Source organism: Chroococcidiopsis sp. SAG 2025, assembly GCF_032860985.1.
Classification (GTDB): domain Bacteria; phylum Cyanobacteriota; class Cyanobacteriia; order Cyanobacteriales; family Chroococcidiopsidaceae; genus Chroococcidiopsis.
Genome location: NZ_JAOCNC010000003.1, coordinates 172226 through 189462 on the forward strand (window position 1 = coordinate 172226; position 17237 = coordinate 189462).

23 protein-coding genes and 1 pseudogene are annotated in these 17237 nt (G+C 47.5%); 11 read left to right on the plus strand and 13 right to left on the minus strand.

Going from position 1 to position 17237, the window contains the following annotated elements:
• Positions 1 to 7 precede the first annotated feature (7 nt).
• From N4J56_RS35625 to N4J56_RS35640, 4 genes are all read left to right on the plus strand, one after another.
• Complete coding sequence (locus N4J56_RS35625; RefSeq protein ID WP_317111486.1) at positions 8 to 187, plus strand: helix-turn-helix transcriptional regulator; 180 nt, start codon at positions 8 to 10, stop codon at positions 185 to 187.
• Positions 188 to 437: 250 nt separating this feature from the next.
• A complete protein-coding gene (locus tag N4J56_RS35630) occupies positions 438 to 1013 on the plus strand; it encodes a cupin domain-containing protein (protein WP_317111488.1) in 576 nt (191 codons plus the stop codon).
• A 122-nt stretch (positions 1014 to 1135) separates the two neighbouring features.
• Positions 1136 to 1525: a GFA family protein gene (locus N4J56_RS35635; protein WP_317111489.1), complete on the plus strand. Its 390-nt coding sequence runs from the start codon at positions 1136 to 1138 to the stop codon at positions 1523 to 1525.
• A 331-nt stretch (positions 1526 to 1856) separates the two neighbouring features.
• Positions 1857 to 2897: a hypothetical protein gene (locus tag N4J56_RS35640; protein ID WP_317111490.1), complete on the plus strand. Its 1041-nt coding sequence runs from the start codon at positions 1857 to 1859 to the stop codon at positions 2895 to 2897.
• 250 nt (positions 2898 to 3147) lie between these two features.
• On the opposite strand, the gene N4J56_RS35645 is transcribed toward N4J56_RS35640, so the two are convergent.
• Complete coding sequence (locus tag N4J56_RS35645; RefSeq protein ID WP_317111492.1) at positions 3148 to 3411, minus strand: hypothetical protein; 264 nt, start codon at positions 3409 to 3411, stop codon at positions 3148 to 3150.
• Positions 3412 to 3517: 106 nt separating this feature from the next.
• Positions 3518 to 5095 (minus strand): vWA domain-containing protein, encoded by a 1578-nt coding sequence (locus N4J56_RS35650; RefSeq protein ID WP_317111494.1) that lies wholly within the window; start codon positions 5093 to 5095, stop codon positions 3518 to 3520.
• A gap of 100 nt (positions 5096 to 5195) precedes the next feature.
• On the opposite strand from N4J56_RS35650, the gene N4J56_RS35655 reads away from it, so the two are divergent.
• Positions 5196 to 5489 carry a type II toxin-antitoxin system RelE/ParE family toxin gene (locus N4J56_RS35655; RefSeq protein ID WP_039719373.1) on the plus strand — a complete coding sequence of 98 codons (294 nt, stop codon included), beginning with the start codon at positions 5196 to 5198 and terminating at the stop codon, positions 5487 to 5489.
• A 24-nt stretch (positions 5490 to 5513) separates the two neighbouring features.
• Positions 5514 to 5834, plus strand: a complete 321-nt coding sequence (locus N4J56_RS35660; RefSeq protein ID WP_039719372.1) for a HigA family addiction module antitoxin — start codon at positions 5514 to 5516, stop codon at positions 5832 to 5834.
• A 133-nt stretch (positions 5835 to 5967) separates the two neighbouring features.
• On the opposite strand, the gene N4J56_RS35665 is transcribed toward N4J56_RS35660, so the two are convergent.
• Positions 5968 to 7203, minus strand: coding sequence for an AAA family ATPase (locus N4J56_RS35665; protein ID WP_317111498.1), 1236 nt, complete (start codon positions 7201 to 7203; stop codon positions 5968 to 5970).
• 76 nt (positions 7204 to 7279) lie between these two features.
• Positions 7280 to 8683 (minus strand): hypothetical protein, encoded by a 1404-nt coding sequence (locus N4J56_RS35670; RefSeq protein ID WP_317111499.1) that lies wholly within the window; start codon positions 8681 to 8683, stop codon positions 7280 to 7282.
• Between the two features lie 235 nt (positions 8684 to 8918).
• Between N4J56_RS35670 and N4J56_RS35675 the strand changes: the two genes are divergently transcribed.
• The 3 genes from N4J56_RS35675 (at position 8919) to N4J56_RS35685 (ending at position 10500) form a co-directional block, all read left to right on the plus strand.
• Entirely contained in the window at positions 8919 to 9293 is a 375-nt protein-coding gene (locus N4J56_RS35675; RefSeq protein ID WP_317111500.1) for a hypothetical protein, read from the plus strand.
• 6 nt (positions 9294 to 9299) lie between these two features.
• The gene (locus N4J56_RS35680) at positions 9300 to 9476 is read left to right on the plus strand and encodes a hypothetical protein (RefSeq protein WP_317111501.1); all 177 of its coding nucleotides are present in this window, start codon (positions 9300 to 9302) and stop codon (positions 9474 to 9476) included.
• A gap of 148 nt (positions 9477 to 9624) precedes the next feature.
• Entirely contained in the window at positions 9625 to 10500 is an 876-nt protein-coding gene (locus N4J56_RS35685) for a tyrosine-type recombinase/integrase (RefSeq protein WP_317111503.1), read from the plus strand.
• A gap of 1 nt (position 10501) precedes the next feature.
• Here N4J56_RS35685 and N4J56_RS35690 read toward each other — a convergent pair whose 3' ends face one another.
• The 5 genes and pseudogenes from N4J56_RS35690 to N4J56_RS35710 all read right to left on the minus strand — a co-directional run.
• On the minus strand, positions 10502 to 11047 hold the full coding sequence (locus N4J56_RS35690) for a site-specific integrase (protein WP_317111505.1): 546 nt from the start codon (positions 11045 to 11047) through the stop codon (positions 10502 to 10504).
• A 135-nt stretch (positions 11048 to 11182) separates the two neighbouring features.
• Complete coding sequence (locus N4J56_RS35695; protein WP_317111506.1) at positions 11183 to 11341, minus strand: hypothetical protein; 159 nt, start codon at positions 11339 to 11341, stop codon at positions 11183 to 11185.
• Positions 11342 to 11437: 96 nt separating this feature from the next.
• A complete protein-coding gene (locus N4J56_RS35700) occupies positions 11438 to 11806 on the minus strand; it encodes a PadR family transcriptional regulator (protein WP_317111508.1) in 369 nt (122 codons plus the stop codon).
• A gap of 73 nt (positions 11807 to 11879) precedes the next feature.
• Complete coding sequence (locus tag N4J56_RS41585; RefSeq protein ID WP_410500750.1) at positions 11880 to 12017, minus strand: DUF2949 domain-containing protein; 138 nt, start codon at positions 12015 to 12017, stop codon at positions 11880 to 11882.
• A gap of 466 nt (positions 12018 to 12483) precedes the next feature.
• A pseudogene (locus tag N4J56_RS35710) lies at positions 12484 to 12888 on the minus strand (SRPBCC domain-containing protein); the annotation flags it as partial.
• Positions 12889 to 12951: 63 nt separating this feature from the next.
• On the opposite strand from N4J56_RS35710, the gene N4J56_RS35715 reads away from it, so the two are divergent.
• Positions 12952 to 13673, plus strand: a protein-coding gene (locus N4J56_RS35715) for an IS1 family transposase (RefSeq protein ID WP_317111474.1) whose coding sequence is annotated in 2 segments (ribosomal slippage) — positions 12952 to 13258 and positions 13258 to 13673 — 723 coding nt in all. Because the reading frame shifts where the segments join, the coding sequence is not laid out codon by codon here.
• A gap of 89 nt (positions 13674 to 13762) precedes the next feature.
• Here N4J56_RS35715 and N4J56_RS35720 read toward each other — a convergent pair.
• Both N4J56_RS35720 and N4J56_RS35725 read right to left on the minus strand, forming a co-directional pair.
• Positions 13763 to 14101, minus strand: a complete 339-nt coding sequence (locus N4J56_RS35720) for a metalloregulator ArsR/SmtB family transcription factor (RefSeq protein WP_317111512.1) — start codon at positions 14099 to 14101, stop codon at positions 13763 to 13765.
• A complete protein-coding gene (locus tag N4J56_RS35725) occupies positions 14094 to 14234 on the minus strand; it encodes a hypothetical protein (protein ID WP_317111514.1) in 141 nt (46 codons plus the stop codon). The genes N4J56_RS35720 and N4J56_RS35725 overlap by 8 nt, the downstream gene beginning before the upstream one ends.
• 35 nt (positions 14235 to 14269) lie before the next feature.
• Here N4J56_RS35725 and N4J56_RS35730 point away from each other — a divergent pair, with 35 nt between their 5' ends.
• Positions 14270 to 15118, plus strand: coding sequence for an aldo/keto reductase (locus N4J56_RS35730; RefSeq protein ID WP_317111516.1), 849 nt, complete (start codon positions 14270 to 14272; stop codon positions 15116 to 15118).
• Positions 15119 to 15256: 138 nt separating this feature from the next.
• On the opposite strand, the gene N4J56_RS35735 is transcribed toward N4J56_RS35730, so the two are convergent.
• A complete protein-coding gene (locus tag N4J56_RS35735; protein WP_317111518.1) occupies positions 15257 to 16480 on the minus strand; it encodes a M48 family peptidase in 1224 nt (407 codons plus the stop codon).
• Entirely contained in the window at positions 16477 to 17187 is a 711-nt protein-coding gene (locus N4J56_RS35740; RefSeq protein ID WP_317111520.1) for a hypothetical protein, read from the minus strand. Before N4J56_RS35740 ends, N4J56_RS35735 begins: the two co-directional genes overlap by 4 nt.
• Positions 17188 to 17237 lie beyond the last annotated feature (50 nt).

Below are 17237 nucleotides of genomic sequence, written 5' to 3' on the forward strand. Positions count from 1 at the left end.
ACGCGCTATGGATATTGCGCCGCATCAATATGTCATTCAACAGCGCGTGGAACGGGCAAAATTGATGTTGTCGAGAACGGATTTAGCGATCGCGGACATTGCTTTACAAGTGGGCTTTTCCAGTCAAAGCCATTTGACGCAACACTTTAAGCGATTCACAGGCATGACACCCAAGCAGGTGCGCTAATCGTAAGAATCTAATAAAACATTGTAAGAATCTGAAAGCAATCAAGCATTGGAACTGAATACACTCGATCTATATCCGATCGGAAAAATCCAATGCAGACAGCACTGGAAATAGAGCCATGTACAACTCAAGCGTCGTCCACAACGACGACGAGTTTTGCTTGAGGTGAGCGGACGCTTTCAGATCGAATTCGTCTCATAGGCGCTTACGGAAGCAGTTTTTGCCACAAAACCAATAATTAAACAGAATCATGGAACCAGTTCAATCGGCATCTTTAACGGCATATAAGCGCACCACTGCGCTCGACTCGACCATGTTTTACATGGGAAACGTTATGTCCTTTCTGGCTAGAGGTGAGGATACCGGAGGTCGCTTCGCCCTGATGGAGGCTCAGGCGAAACCAGGCAATGAACCATCCCCTCATCTTCATGAATGGGAACATGAGACATTTTACGTACTTGAGGGCGTAATGGAGGTCTACTGCGAAGATAAGGTCATGCTGGCGCATCCAGGGGAAGTGGTCTTCATACCGCAAGGTAAGCCGCACGCTTTTTATATCCGTTCCCCGCACATCCGAATATTAATCCTGGTTCAAGCAGTGGGCGATCGCGCAGTTGGGTTGGATCGCTACTTCACCCAAATGGCTGAACCTGCAACTAGCATGAATCTTCCCACTGAAGCAGTCACATATCTGATGGACGATCCTACTCATGCTACCCGTCTGGGTGAAGCAAACGGTATTCGGTTTCTGTCGCCGGAGGAAACCGCCAAAGAGCTGCCGCACTACCCAGGATTTGGGGCTAATCTGGAGAAGATCGGACAATAGAGCAGCGATCGCCCAATTATGCAGATTTAGCCAATTGTGCGATCGTTGTTGCGAACGATCCAAAACAAGATTGCAGACGCGACACCCTCAGAATCCAAGCGATCGGTGTAAGAATCTGAAAGATGAAGAAAACATATACAGGAAGTTGCTACTACGGTGTAGTAAGGTTTGAGGCTGACATCGATCTAGGTGCTGGAACAAACAAATGCAATTGCTCTATCTGCACCAAAACAAGGAACTGGAACGCGATCGTCAAACCTGATGCGTTTCGGCTACTTACAGGAGAAAACGCCCTGAGCGACTACCAATTCGCTAGAAAGAATATGCACCATTTGTTTTGTCAGTATTGCGGAGTGCGATCGTTTGCACGCGGATCTGCTGAGGCGATCGGCGGCGAATATGTCGGAATTCAACTTGCTGCGTTAGACAACGTGGAGCCGCAAGAGCTAATTGCAGCACCAATTCGATCCTCGGACGGACGTGGCAAGCGAGGCTTGGGTTGTGCAGGTTAATATCGGCTGTTCTATCCTTTTCACTTTATGAGACGAGCAATACTCGATCGCCGATGGAGAAGTTATCGGCTTCAATTCCAAACTTCTGCACTCGGTTTCTCCTGCCACTGCCGAGCGTTGGGTTATTTCTTTTCGTAAGATTAAACCCCAATATCTCCAACAGCAACAGCAGTTATCCTTGTTTTGACTCTCGAAATCTACCTATATTCCCTCAATGCAGGGATTGCATGGCTCGTTCCATTAACTTTTTTCCAAGACGAAAGTGAAAGTGCGAACTCGACAGTTATTCTGAATGGTAGAAGAAAATTTCTAGTGTTGAGTCAATTTTTTGATGGACGAATCCCAACAGTTAAAGCAGTTAATTAGTGCCGATCTACCTAGCTTGGGCAAATATTACCGAGAAATGGCTGAGTCTCAAGGTGCGGGAGTGTTGGTAATCAACTACTATCCAACTGGAGAAGTCGCACAGATGGAGGCAAGATTTCTCAAATCGAGCCAAATTCCACGATTAGCAAGGCAACTGGGATTAACTACTCTCCAAACTGAATTTGAGCAGCACGATCGCGAAACAGAAATGGTAATTGCCATCGTCACAGCCAAGACTAAAGGCGCGATCGCCGTTGAATTACAACTCCACGGGATAGTATCCGAACCCCAAACGCCATCATCAAGCAGTCGTTCTGGCGCATCGAAAGCAAAGAGCAAGTCGTCTGACACCATAACAAAAAAACGCACGTCTTCGCAGAAGACAACAGCACAGCGCCAAGTCAAGAAAAAGCCAAACGCTGTTGCAATGCCAAAATCCAAAGCTACACCGAAACAGACTAGTCAACCATCTACCGAGCCAAGCAAAGGGGCGGAACCAACTCCACAGCTGATAGTAGAACCAGAAACTACTACCAAATCTGCATCAATTGCTAAGACAACTGCCAAAACTTCAAAGCCAGCCACTCGCGGTAAAACTGCGAGCTTAGGAAAGACAAAACAGAAGCCGCAGCCGGAAGTCTCATCCCAAACAGCCTTTGCGCCGATCGCAGAACCAGAAGCTGCTCCACAGCCGACAGTAGAGACACAAACCACACCCAAATCTACCTCAGCAAAATCCACTTCCAAGACTTCAACCTCAGCCAACCAGCACAAAACTTCTCCCAAATCAACTACAAAACAAAAGTCGCAGCCTGAATCTTCACCCCAAACTCCCTCACCCATACCCGAAGAGCGATCCGACGAACCAGAGCCAGAAACTACTGCCCAACCGCCAGCTAAACGTAAATCTTCTACCACTGCTTCTGCGAGACGCAAATCCCCTTCTGGTGGAGCAACTAGACGCAAAACAACATCACGGGAAGCTAGAGGGAAAAAGCAGAGTTAACTGTCAGGTTTGAAGCTAGAATAAAAGCTAGAACGAGAGTCAGAGTTTTACGCTCTAGAGAGCATAAGGTTTTGGCTGCTCACAGCAATCTATGTACCAATTGCCTTTGAAAATTACCATAGGATATGAACTACAAGAGTGGCAAATAGCTAAAGCGAAAATGGAATTAGATGAGGATTCCTCAAGCTCTTGACTATTACGTAGCTTGCTTCTTTGCACTCGGCGCGAGTATTACGAAGTCCGCAATTGTTTAGTCAACTCTCTTATATCCTCGCTTTCCTCTTCGCTTTTGCAGCTTGTAGTAAGTTTCTAAAGCAGCTTGATAATCAGGGCAATCTAAGTCTTTTGACTTGCCGAATCCCCGATAGACAGCACTGCTCCAAGTTTTGGTAATAATCCACTCTCCAAACAGGTTTTGCCAAAGAGTTAAGGTGTAGAATCGCGTATCTCTTTGCCACTTCGATTGAAGCCATTTGTCAAGTTCGTAGGCAATTTCTACAGTCATCTCAACCACGTTTTTACCGCTCCTGGGCAAGACTTTATAGACATAATAAACTAAAGATTGGTAGAACTTGAGCGGGAAACATTACATATAGTACACGGCGGCTGTCGAACTTCGACTACAGTAAGAATAACTCCTCAATCGCTATCTCATCACTAATAAGATCTTTAACAACCCAGATGCGATCGCAAAACTGCTGCATCTGCCGAGAGCCTGCACCACCAATTAAAACTCCATAAATACTAAATTCTAATTGTTGTTTCTTGACTTTCAACTGCTCTAAAAATTCCCGCTTCACGTCACACTTGCCGTCTGTAACCATGACAATATCTGCTCTTTTGAACTGTTGTTGCCGCTCAATACATTCGGTAGCAGATAATATTGCTGGCTCCCAAGCAGTACCGCCACCGTTGTAAAAAGCCAGCATCGACTCCAGCAGTCGCGAGAAGTCATGGTGGTGGGGTGGAAAGTCATCAACTCGACAAACTCTAGTTGCAAAGTGGATGACTCGCAAGTGCCGTCCCTCTCGATAAGCAATCTGTCCTAACACTGCCGTCACTGCTTTTGCCCAAATGTCAGGCAATCCATCCATCGAACCAGAGGAATCCAAGCAGACCACCAACGGTCCTTTGCATTGCTTCTCCTTCCCCCTCGTCTTGTATTGCAGTAGGGAGCGATCGTAATAGGAGAGCGCAAATAAAGGAAATAGATCGCTCGTAGAGAGTTTCTGAAGTTCGCTGGGCAACAACCGCGACAAGTTATCTCCTAACTCAATCGTGGTTATTTCCCCAAAAGCATCTAAAGCTTGGCTGCGGCGCTTGCGCTCGGCAATCTGTTGGAAACGTCCAGCGAGAAGAGCGATCTGCTTGAGCTTGGCATAACCTGCGATCTTCTGAGCTAGCGCCATTTTTTCGGCGCTGGAGACGCGCAGTTCTCCACCCACTTCGTTGCCCCAGCTCAAGCCCAGCATCTCCAACCACCCAGATGCCTCGCTCAATTTTTCATGAGCGGCGTTCAGGGCTGCCCTGAGCATTTGCCGTATTTGTGTTTCATCGAGACTTTTAGCATATTGTTGAGCTTGCCATACAGCTTGTTTGCCCTCCTGTTGTAGGAGTTGGATCAGCTCTAGAGTGCGATCGCCGCTATCTTCAATCATCTGCCTCAACCACTGCTCTCGTTCCCGTAGCTGTCGGGTTTTGGGTAGCGGTAAACCAGTTGGGGAAGTTGTTTGAGGAGAAGTCAATATCTGCTCAAATACTCCAGATGGCGTAGTTTTTGGCTGATGCTTCAGTTGCTTAATCAAATCCCGATACTGTTGCGGATTGGGAAATCGAGGTATGGGTAGCGGCAGTTTCTCGTACACTTGACGGCAATACTCTACTGTTGCCAGTCCCGCCGCTAGTTGGTTGCCTTGACACTGCTCCACCAGCTCGTCACAGCCGATCAGTTGCTGAAACTCCCGATGCAATCTTGTAGCCCAAGCACTTTCAGGTGGTGGCGGGTCTAGCTCCTCTGGTTCGCTCTCGTAGTAAAGTCGATGAAAAACTTCTAAAGTAAAACTGGGAAAGGCAAACAGCTTGCTAGTTCCTACTCTCACCATCGTCCGAGCATCTTCAAAATAGTTGAGGTACTCCTGCCAAAAAAGTTTGGAGATACTCGCAACTCGATATACTAGCGGTTCAAAGTCGTACAGCATGAGAGTTGGAATCTATCGAGCTTAAACTGGCAAGTAGCAATCTTTAGCTAAAGATAACATAATATCCGTGTTATTATGTTACCACTCAGCGATCGCATTCATGATTGTTTCATTCAAAGATCGAGGAACGGAAGATATTTTTGATGGTAGTGACTCAAAAGCAGCACGAAAAACTTGTCCGATTAACCTGTGGGCTGTAGCACGTAGAAAGTTAGACCAGCTGAATGCTGCCGTATCTTTAAACGACTTGAGAGTTCCACCAGGTAACAAGTTAGAAGCCCTGCAAGGCGAGCGAGCAGGTCAACACAGCATTCGGATCGACGACCAATATCGGCTTTGTTTTGTCTGGGTGGAACAAGGAGCGGATTCGGTTGAGATTATTGACGATCGTTGACGTTTTTACGTGAGGTAACAATAGATGAAAATCCCCAAATATCGCCCTCCTACACATCCAGGAGAAATCTTGCTGCTAGATTTTCTAGAACCACTAGGACTGACTCAGCAGGATTTAGCTAACAGCATCCACGTCCCTTATCAGCGAGTCAACGAGTTGGTGAATGGCAAGCGCGGCGTAACACCAAGTACGGCATTGCGGCTGTCGAAATTCTTTGGCAACAGTCCAGAGTTTTGGCTGAATCTGCAACAAAATTGGCAGCTCTACCAAACGCTGAAAGAAGAAGAAGAGGAGATAAATGCGATCGTTACTTTGGCAGGGCGGGAAGAAGAAAGAAGTGCCTAGGGGTTTATTCCGAATAAAGTGGACAGGTCTTCATCATTTACGCGACCAAACCTATATATATCTAGTGAGGACAACAAGACCTGTCCACTTTATTTTGAATAGGATGCTAAATAATGCAAAATCTGCTATGTATCTATTGGTAAACTTTATTTTTGTAACCGCCAACTTCAACCAGTAAATCATCGCGAATATCGAGTAGTATTCTCTGCGCTCGTCGAGCATTGCGACTCTTGTTATCGGCGATTAACTTCTCAATCTTGCGAGCAATATCCTCTAAGCGACTTGCAGCATTATCGGCTGCTTCGATCAATTTTTGTTCGGTTGTATTGCTCGGACGCAAATCGTATTCTCTGGCTGCCCTCACTACAGCACTGACTTCTTCCTTTGCCGCATCGTACCAAAACACGGCTTGTTGGTTGAGATCGGGAACGCAAGCATTCAAAATTTGACCGATCTTCTGCCGTTCTTTTGGCTCTCTTTGCCACAGGCAATCTGGCAGCAATTCGTGAAAAGATTCTGGATACACTTGCTCATCGCCCTGCACCAGCGCATGGGCTTGCAGCAGTTTCACCAGTTGTTGCAACTTGCGATCGCTAATGAAAAATCCCTCCTTCTCCAGTGCCAGTTGGCATTTAATTAAATCTTCTGCTAGTTCGTCGCTAAAAGGTACGATCGCTGCTTGTTGCTGCAAAGCTTGAATTTCAGCCAGACTCAGACGCACCTTCACTTCTGGTTTGAGATTATGCCTAGCTCGGTGAATTAATTCTCGCTTGGAACTTAGCTTGCGGACGTATTGCAACCAAGGGCGATAGACAAAGCGATCGACAAACGCATCCAAGTCCCCATCAGTGGGGACGTTATTGGCAGCACCGCACAAGAACAGTAACGGTACTGGCTGCGGTTCTGGGTTCTCGAATACCCGTTCGTTCATCAACCGCAACAAGGCATTGAGACTGGTAGAGTTGCCGCGAAACACTTCATCTAAAAAGGCAATATGTGCTTCTGGCAGTCGGCGTTTGGTGTTACGGATTAACTCGTCTTGCTGTTGTAGCGCTCGCAGCGACAGTTGCCCCAGTAACTCGTCCGGTGTAATAGTCGGTTGCAACAGGCGATCGAAGAATATAGCTTCTTCAATTGCTCGGCATAACTGCTGTAACATCCAGCTTTTGGCGCAACCAGGCGGACCAAATAAAACCACATTTCCACCACTGAGCAATACGGCTAGCACTCCATCGATCGCACTAGAACGCTCCAAGAAAATCTGATTCAACTCTCGCCGTAACTGCTGCAACCGCTCTGGAGCAGAGCCAGCAGGAGCATTGTTGGAGACTTGAGCAGCTAACTTTTTGGTGTTTTTAGCGATTGCCATGATTTAATCATGATGATTTAATTTTGTTTTCTAAATAGAATTTGAGTTTTGTATTCCAACTAGAAAGTGAGTTTTCCTAAAATCCTGCCTCTGGGTCGTAAGGTCGGTTGGTTAAGTCATGTCGCTCGCGCTCGTCGCTATCGACGGTATCTGGAGCGGTAATGAGATCCTTTGTCTTGGCTGTTGCTTCTAGCCCCAACTCCTGGCGCACGGCTGCCTCAGCAATCTCCCAGCGTTTGAGTAAATCTTTGGTACGGAATTTAAACAAATTCTCCATTGATGCCAACTTGCCCCTGAGTTGCCGTAACTGCTCCGGATCTGGTTGCTGCGCGATCGCCTCTAACTGCCGAAGTAACTCGGAGTAACCTGCATCCAGTGCCAACGCCTTCGTCAAGTTGGCAAGCCCTTCTCCAGTCGAGTTTTTCTGCTGCACGCGCTGCTTCAGCATGGCTCGGAAGTCTTCCAAGTGCTGCTGTATCCGATCTAAGTCGGGGCTGTCGCTTCTGTAGAGTTGCCCTAACTGCCTCGCCCTCTCCACAATCGGCTCTAAATCGCGATCGTATTGCATTAATACTTGCAAACGAGCAATCAACGTCTCCCACTTCTGTCCCGTTCTTGATGTCGCATCCGCTCCCGACAAATTGAAGCTCTCTAGTAATTGCGCTAGCTTTGCGTCTGCTTCGTCCCGACTTCTGATTTGCGCGTCGTATAAAGTTGAAATCAACGTCTGCTGTAGCGTTTGTTGCGCTCGCTCGATTAACTTGAGTTTTTGGCGTTCGACAGCAGCTACCTCTACCTCTGCCTGCTGCCTTTGCACTTCTGCTTCGCGGGTAGAACGCTCTAGCAGGGAAGGAATTTTTATCGGTCCTTCCACTAGAATTTGCAATGAATTTACTTGTAGTTCCTTTTGAGTCGGATAAGCACCAGCATACTGCCGCAGTGCTAACTGGATTGCTTTTGGTTCTAATCGGGCGGCTTTCAAGACTTGCTCCACCCACGACAAGAAACCAGCGTATTCTGATTCGTATGCTGCTAAAATTTCCTGCCGTAAATACTCAGCTTCCGCCACCATCCCTTCAATTGCTTCTAGAGCATCGGGTAGTGCCGATTCATGTACGAATCGAAACGGTTCGCTCAAAAGAGTGTAGCGATTGTAGATAATTTTCTGTCGTGCTTGGAGTTTGGTAGCAGCATCTTTGAGGCGATGGTTGATCTTGGCGGCATAACCGCCCTTTGCCGCACTCTCCAACAATTTCAGTACATCATCCCCAATCCCTAAATGGGAGCCATCCAACTTCAGCGACTGCACTCCTACTTTAACTGTCAGCTTGAGCAAATAAATTGGCTCTTTTTCTAGATGCAGCCACCCATGCTGTTGTCCCACACGAGGATTTGCCGCAGAGTGTTGTTGCGTTCCACTTATTTGAGTTTGGCAGCGCTCTTGCACGAGTTGGGCTATGAGCTGGTCAACTGTTGGCATTAGATACTGGGCATTCCTTTGAAATGAAACTCTAGTTTAGATATTATATATATTCTAATTAGAATATCATTTTCGTATTCTATTTGGAATGTAAAAATTAGAGAATTTGTAGCAGTAGCTATTCTCCTTTGTAGGTGGTGCAAAAAAGTCGAGCTAAGAAACGCGATCGCTCGACCGCACTCTACACTGGTGGGCAACGCCAGAGATAGTTATTAACTTGTAGGAGGAAAACAAAATGGCTAACCTAGAAGGGTTGAGTGACGAACAGCTAGCGGCGCTCTCCAAAGCCTGCGAACTTTTGGCTCGTCTGTGTATGGGACAATTCGCAGAAGTTGCCGAGCTATTTCCTTCTTTAGATGTCGAGCAACATCACGAGTTGGTTGAAAAACTCACCCAGCTCCGGACGTTAATCCCGCAGTTTGCTGATTTATCTGACAAGCAACACTTGCGTATTAGTAGCGCTCTCGTACCAGATCTAGCTCGAAACGCTCACGACATTCACCTAGTTATCCAACACCATCTGGCACGGAACCTTAGTTTCTCGCACCAATCTCCACCGAGAGCCTGTGGCTCTCTGCCGTTGCCCACAGTCAACAGCGAGAATATTTAGCTAGCAATGAAACCAAAATCTGAGAGTAGTAAGGTTAAGGTATTCATTATGTCTGTCATCAAACATTCTTTCTGTGAAGGCGATATCGTCATCATGCACGGTACAGCTGTCACGGTAGTCCGCGCCTGGGAGTCGCGGTTGTATCGTCGATCGCGACTTCTCTGGGCTAATCTACTCGGCTAACTATACTGAAGTTGAAAGAGTTGAAAGCACGCTATTCTAGCTCGCTACCAGTTAACTAGTCATCTAGCAGTAGCACCCTTGCTGTATCTTCACGCTGTATCTTTGGACGATCGTCTCTACGTTTCCGATACCTAGTGGCGTGGCATAATTGACAGCGGACTTTGCCGAAAAATCTATCCGTTCCATGCCTAGAACTCCGCCGCCGCTCAAAACTGTATTTCAACAACGCCGCGAGCGTGAATTCCTCTACCTGCATGAAGTCGATGCAGTCATCGCCGCGATGGAGCAGACTCGTTACCCCACCAGGAACAAGGCGATCGCGATGGCTTTATTTTGCCAATGCTTACAACCGTCCGAGCTGTGTTGGTTGCGCCGATCGGATCTAGACTTGACTGGAAAAACACTCTACGTCATCCGCAACCGCGAACTCAAGAGTGGCGCTCGTCTCCACAAACAAATCAATCTTCAACCGCTATGCCCTGCCGAAGTCGAGCTTCTGCAACAACTGGGGCAGGAGCGTCAATGCGATTGGTTATTTGCCACAGAACGGCAAACACGCCTGAATCAGCGCTCGCTACACTATATAATTGCACTAGCAGGCGAGAGTGCCAATCTTCCCTTCTCAATTCATCCCTATATGCTGAGGCGCTCTGGACTCTTCTATCGTGCCGCATTGCTACTGCAACCGCTTCATCTATCGCTACAGCAGTGCTGCTTGCTGTGGAATTGGTACGGCACGAAAGTCAAGTTTTCTAAGCAGCAAGAACTGGAGATGAGGGCGATAGGAGAGGCAACATCGCAAGCATTTTTGGCGGTACTAACACAGATGCAATCTTTCACCCGCATCCAGAGCTATGACAATTTGATCGATTATCTCTTGGGCGCGTTCTTGCTATTTCCCCACCTAGATAGTCTTCCCAGCGACTACTGGCTTGCTCCTATCGATCGGCAACGCCAACTTTACCGAAAAGATCTATCCACAATACCCGCCTCGTCTACTCTCTCCCCAAGCGCTATGTCGTAAACTAAATTAACAAAGAGATCGCTGACTCCACTTGATCTGGCTTCACCTCTAAATATCGCTGGAGAGCAGTCAGCGATTTATGCCCCGATACTTCCTGAATCACGCGGATTGGCACGTTGGCATTAGACATATTTGTCAGTGCCGTGCGACGAAATGAGTGAGTCGAAGCGCCTCTAATCCTTGCCCGCTTGCAAGCAGCTCTGAGGATCAGATCGGCAGCTGCCCTGGTGAGCGGTTTGTCTTTGCTCCGTCCTGGAAACAATAGACCAGACGGCGGGTGATAAGCTGCTAAATATCCCTGTAGCTTTGGGTGTGAAGGCAGAGTGCGCGTGGCAACCTTGCCCTTGGTGGTAGATTTACGCAGCGTTACCACACTACCCGCTAAATCTTCCGCCGTCAGCGATAGCACTTCACTGACGCGACAGGCACAGTAATACGCGATCGCGAATAGCAGCTTGTCTCTAGGGGTGAGGAAGCCGCGTGTAAATAGGCGCTCCAGTTCGGCTTGAGTCAGTATCTTGGCGCGTCCGTTGCCTTTGACCTTCACTTTTTCTTTTGTTTAGATTTACTTCACAATTACTATCCTACGGCAAGGAGCGACTTGATGTTTTGGGAATTTCGTCAAGTCAAAGAAAATCGCTCAAACCCAAACTCCTAAAGAGCTTAACTCGCCCTTTTGCATTTACTTGCAATAAGGCTTTTTCAACTTATTGAGACTCTTTGGCAATTGACTCGGATCGTCCCGAATCACGTACAGTTTGGAGATCGCGTCGATCAGTTCCCAACGGGTGACGGGTGGCTGAGAGTTTTGTGAGGGTGATTTTTGTGGTAAGTTTTTCAAGCGCGATCGCCTCCTGGGTAGTAAGTCATTAACCGCTTTGTGCTTTGATTTTGATGATAGTTGAGGCGCGATCGCTCCTCTTGGGTTGCTCTGTTGTCAAACGGCAACAGCTTTGGACGCTTGTGGCTGTTTTGTAACGAATCCTCGCCATAAAGCGGCGAGTTTTTGTGCCTCATCAAGCCATTGGGAGCTGACCGAATACATCCGTCTCGGACGACCGCGCCCATCTACTTTTTGCCAACGAGAAGCGATCGCTCTTTCAGTTTCCAAAAAATTCAGTGCTGCGTAGAGGACAGTATCAGACAGTCGATACGGAGGGTAGTCGCTTTCCAGTTTTTGGATCAGTCGGGTGCCGTAGGATTCCTCTATAAGCAAAACCGACAGCACATAGCAAGCTGCCTGTTCGCTGCTTAAATAAATCGGTGGCTGGGCCGCAAAAAACTGATAGATCTCCTCAATTGTCATAAACTAATATTTTTTCTAGCAAGTAAATAAATCGTGTCGCTCCTACTATAAACGCTGTCTCAACCTTCGCTCCTTAACTAATTCTTGCTGTTGTTGGTTTTTCGAGATCGTTTGTAGTAGTTGAACGAGCGGCTGTTGACCACCAATCGAATACTTGCTCTAGTTGTTCTAAACTCAACAAATTCTCTTGCCACAGGACGATTGGTAACAAATGTGTCGCTTGAGATTGAGCCAGTGCTAGCTAGAGTTGAAGCAGCGGAAATTCCAATTTGCTGCTGCAAAAAATCGACCAATTGAGTTTCAATCGTTGTTGACATAAAATTGACGAGCGTTAACTGCCAAGAGGGTAACTGATAGTCAAAAACTCGAGCAGCTCTTTTAGCAATAATTAATATTCTTTCTGTGATAGATTTGAGTGCAAAACTTTAGTTTCGCGCTCGAGTGAGACGCGATTAACTTCGCTTGGGCTGGGAAGAGCGAACGAGCGCGCGTCCATAGAATACTTGCCAAGCCTAACGGCATTCTGGCAGCGGCGGCAGTGAAGCCTTTGCAACTCAACCGACCTGATTGCATTGCTTGGTTCGGGTGCAACGTGGTTGCGATCGACACTACGCCCGCTCTCCTAGAATCGGCTGTTTCCAACCAGAATCGGTCTTTCGACAAACCAGTGTGTTTGATTAGTTGTCTGATTCTAACAGCTTACCGAGGGCTTCAACTGACTGCCGCCAGCCGCTTTCCATTCCGCTTGCCACCATATCGTCACGGTCTTCTTGATTCATGGCGGTGCTGTGCGTCCGAATCTCAGTTATACGATCGTTAATCGCTACAAACTCGGCTTTTTCCAGCATGACGTGTCCGCGTTCCGGCATCCCCAAAAATTCAAACGTCTGCACGATCCGTCGATTTTGAGCGACTTCGTGAAAATAGCCAGTAAATTCATACTCGTTACCATCTTCCGCTCGCTCGGCAATATGCCAGCTGCCGCCGTCTCGACAATCAAAGCGATACACTTTCATCGGATTACCGCGACACCACCATTGAGCGAAGAGTTCTTCTTTGACATACGCCTCGAATACCTTTTCTAATGGGTAGTCCTACACAAGTAAGGATGTCAGTATAGAAGAGAGGTCTTCTTACTCACAGCCATGTCAGCACCTGCTTTAACTTGTCCGCGATGTCAATCAACTCAAGTTGTGAAAAATGGCAGAATCCATAACGGTCGGCAGAACTTTAAATGCAAAGCCTGTAGCAGACAATTTGTTTTGAATCCAACTAAAAAAGTGATTGGGCAGGATACGAGGGAATTGATTGACAAGTTGTTGTTAGAAAAATTACCGTTGGCAGGAATTGTCAGGGTGACTGGGGTATCTGAAACTTGGTTACAAACATATGTCAATGCTAAATACGATGCGATTCCCAAACAAGTAGATGTTTGGCCTAAAAAAAAAGGCGTTTAACTATCCAATGCGATGAAATGTGGTCGTTTGTGGGCAACAAAGGTAACAAACAATGGATTTGGTTAGCTCTAGATGTAAAGACGCGAGAAATCGTTGGAGTCTTTGTAGGTGCTCGCTCACGTTCGGGTGCAGATGGATTATGGCAGTCACTACCTGGGGTATATCGACAGTGCGCTATATGTTACACAGATTTTTGGTCAGCATATGAGCAGGTAATTCCTGAGTTTAGGCATCAAGCTGTTGGTAAAGAAAGTGGTAGAACCAATTTAATTGAACGGTTCAACTGCACTCTACGTCAAAGAGTTTCACGTTTAGTTAGAGATACCTTGTCCTTCTCAAAAAAATTAGATAACCACATTGGAGCTATTTGGTATTTCGTCCATCACTACAACTTATCCTTACTTGTGTAGGACTACCTTCTAATGAAGCATTGATGGTGACGGTACCCAAGATATTTTGTGAATTTTCTGGAACTGTGACTTTTAGCTCTGCCATACAGTTATGTTCCTACTTGTCGATTTTCTTCTAATAATTTTTCCAAGGCATCGAAGCGGGCAGCCCAGACTTTTTCATACTGACTCAGATGCGCTGCGGCGACTTCGATCGCCTTTGGTTCAATCCGAATCACTTTCTCCTTGCCACTTCGACACTTAGTCACGAGTCCTGCTTTCTCAAGCACGCTGATGTGCTTCGCCACCGCTGCTAAAGACATGGCATATGATCGGGCTAATTCGCTAATGGTGTGTTTTCCGCTCGATACACGCTTCAGGATGTCTCTGCGTGTCGCATCGGCCAGAGCAGCAAAAATCAGATCGAGAGCACGAATTGATTCAACCATATGGTTGAATGATAGCTGGCAATAAATGTCGTGTCAAGTATTGAGAGCAGCGGATGTTGGCGATCGAGGCGGCAATATCACCATAGGTATACGGCTGCACTAATGCAGCGACATAGAATGAGGAGAATTTCACTGTCGCCCTAGATTCACTAGCAACGTTAAACGACTATGAGTGTAGTTCCCAGCATCACCCTTAACGACAGCAAGACCATTCCGCAGCTTGGATTTGGGGTCTTCCAGATCGAGCCGAAGGATACCGTAAAGGCAGTAAGCAAGGCGCTGGAAATCGGCTACCGGCATATCGATACCGCACAGATGTACGGCAATGAAAAGCAGGTGGGTGAGGCTATCCGCGCCTCTGGTCTAGATCGCAGCAACATCTTCGTCACCAGCAAGCTCAACAACGGGTTCCACCAGCCTGATGACGCTCGCAAGGCATTCGACACCACGCTTTCACAACTCGGCTGCGACTACGTGGATCTGTTTCTCATCCACTGGCCTTTGCCGACGCTCTACAACGGCGACTTCGTCTCGACCTGGAAGACACTGGAGGAATTCCATCGTGACGATCGCGCCCGTTCCATCGGAGTGTCGAACTTCCAGATCGATCACCTGGAGCGGCTGGCAGCCGAGGCCGACATAGTTCCGGCAGTTAACCAAATCGAGGCACACCCCTACTTTACCAATCAGGCGGTACGCAGCTACGATCGGGAACATCAGATCGCTACCGAGGCGTGGTCGCCACTGGCGCAGGGCAAGGTGCTTGAGGACCCCACCATCGCTCGGATTGCCCACAAGGTAGGTAAGGCTCCAGCCCAGGTCGTGTTGCGGTGGCACATCCAACGCGGTGACATCGTATTCCCGAAGTCGGTGACACCATCGCGCATGAAGGAGAACTTTGAACTGTTTGATTTTGAACTGGATTCCACCAACATTGCTACGATCTCCGCACTCGATCGAGGTGAGTCCGGTCGCATTGGTCCAAACCCAGACAAGTTCGCCTATATTCCAAGCTGACTCTAGTTCTGTGTCCGAGGCAATAGCAAACTTTTGACAAAAGCAGCAGTAGACTTCCACATCCAACGAATACCCTTTTGAAACCGTACCAATCTTCTTGGCTGTCTCAAGCTTTTGATCCAAGGCAAACTGGATAACTTACAGCCATTGCTCTAGCTCGAAAATCTGAGCTTGATTCCATGCCAATTTTTCTAGCCATCTAGAAGCTTCTTGATAAAACTGAAACTGCTGCTCGTCTCGTCTAAACTGCTTGGTGTGAACCATACGTCTGCCATTAACCAATTTTGCCCCATGATATTTGTGTAGGAGTTCGTGGTACAAGACAAACTCAGCCACAAACTGGGGAATCCGCACATCATCAAGGGTTGAGCTGATGACCACTCGGTCTCTGGCTGGGTGATAGTAGCCAAACTTGCGGTAAGTGTGCAGTCCAGTCCAACTCAGGTGCGGTTTAACCAAAGTTGAAGCGAAATACTCACGATTGATTTGCTCAAATAACTCTTCCAAGTCGTAGCACTTGCCTTGAGCTTGGTTTCGATTTGCACAGGCAAACGAGTCCAACTCCAGTAGGACTTGACTATATTCTGGCGAACTAGCAAAATCTTTGATGAGTCGCGATCGCTCTTGGTTCTTGTCTAGCAATGCGTCTGTCACCAGTGCTGTCAAAACTTCCCGGCTGGCATAGATAAAGCCCTCGCTAATGGTGAGAGTAGCAACGTTTCCTTGCCGCCTGTATTTGTACAATCCTGCCTGGTACGTCACCTCAACTGCTACATGTTCTAACTCCTGACAATGCTTTCTAGAAACTGCTTGAGCGATTTGCCAGGTAGAACGAGTCGCCTGAAGGTGCAGTTGTAGATGGAATTCTTCGCTCAAAAACTTCATCCAAGCATAAATTGTGCCAGAGGAGCTACTTAAGTCGGCTGGTGTTGCCTGTTGTTGGAGGCAAATGTTTTCAATTTCTGCAACAGTTTGTGTCAAACAGTGGTGCAGCTTTTGGAATAGATCGTCGGGTTTTGGGGTGAGACTGGCAGCCAAAGATGAGAGTTGCTGCAATATACTACTTTGCTTTGCTTTAATGTTCCTAAGACTGATGGGCGCTTTTGTTGGTGAGGCAATACGGCTTTCCAACATCGGCAGATTGTCCAAATCGATCCCTTTAAGAAAGGAGTAAGCCAAACGCGATCTACTTGGCAATTGCTCTGGTGTCATTTGCTCTCGAGCGCATAATTGCTCGATCGCTTCCAGCGAGCTAGTGACAAATGCTTTAAAAGCAGCAACCTCCTGGGAAGGAATGCCATTATTTAAGCTATCTTGTGCCTTTTGAGCCGCTTTGACGACTCCACGAATTCGGAGCGTCATTTCTTCTTACGGCTAGTTCTCTGGCGAGAAGTCTTGTTCGCGGGCGGAGTCTTTTGCATTCCCATTCCCTTCGGTTTGGACGAGGATGGAGTCGGTCGATTAGAGTCCGGCAGAGCTAATCCCCCCTGAATCAAATTTTTCAGCGCATTGGTAGTCAGGTCGGGAGTGTCGGATTTGAGGCTGGCGTTGTACTGTTGTTGAAATGCTTGAACGCCTTCGGGAGTGGTCATATCAAATCCAGCTTGATGACCCATCATCATAAATGCTTTGGCAATACCACCTCTGGAGGGATCGCTCATCATGCTGGGAAATTGGGATGCCAGCGATTCCAAATATTTGACAATCGCCTTGGCGCTGCGAAGGTTGTATTCCCGTTGGAGAAACCGCCAGAAGGCAACCAGTTCGGGAATGGCATCTTCGGCTTCAGCCCGATCGAAAATAGTGACTTTGCGCGGCAGAGTATATTCCATCAGGGTTTGTACGTCCGCTTTCGTCATTTTGGGCAGCGTCGTCTCGCCGTAGTTGTAGCCCATTTCAATGAAGGTGCCAATCCAACCGCCACCTTCTGGGTAGTTTTTGAGGTGGGCTTCTCCTTCAGGAGAGTTGACAAATTGTTTGATCGCGTCATTGATGTAGTCGTCGAGGATCGGTTCAACATCATCGTAGGAGAGACGATCTAGCTGACGGATGTTAAAAGGCATATTCATCGATCTTCAAGTCTAATGCTTTTCATTCTGCCACTAGTCGCTCGCTGCTG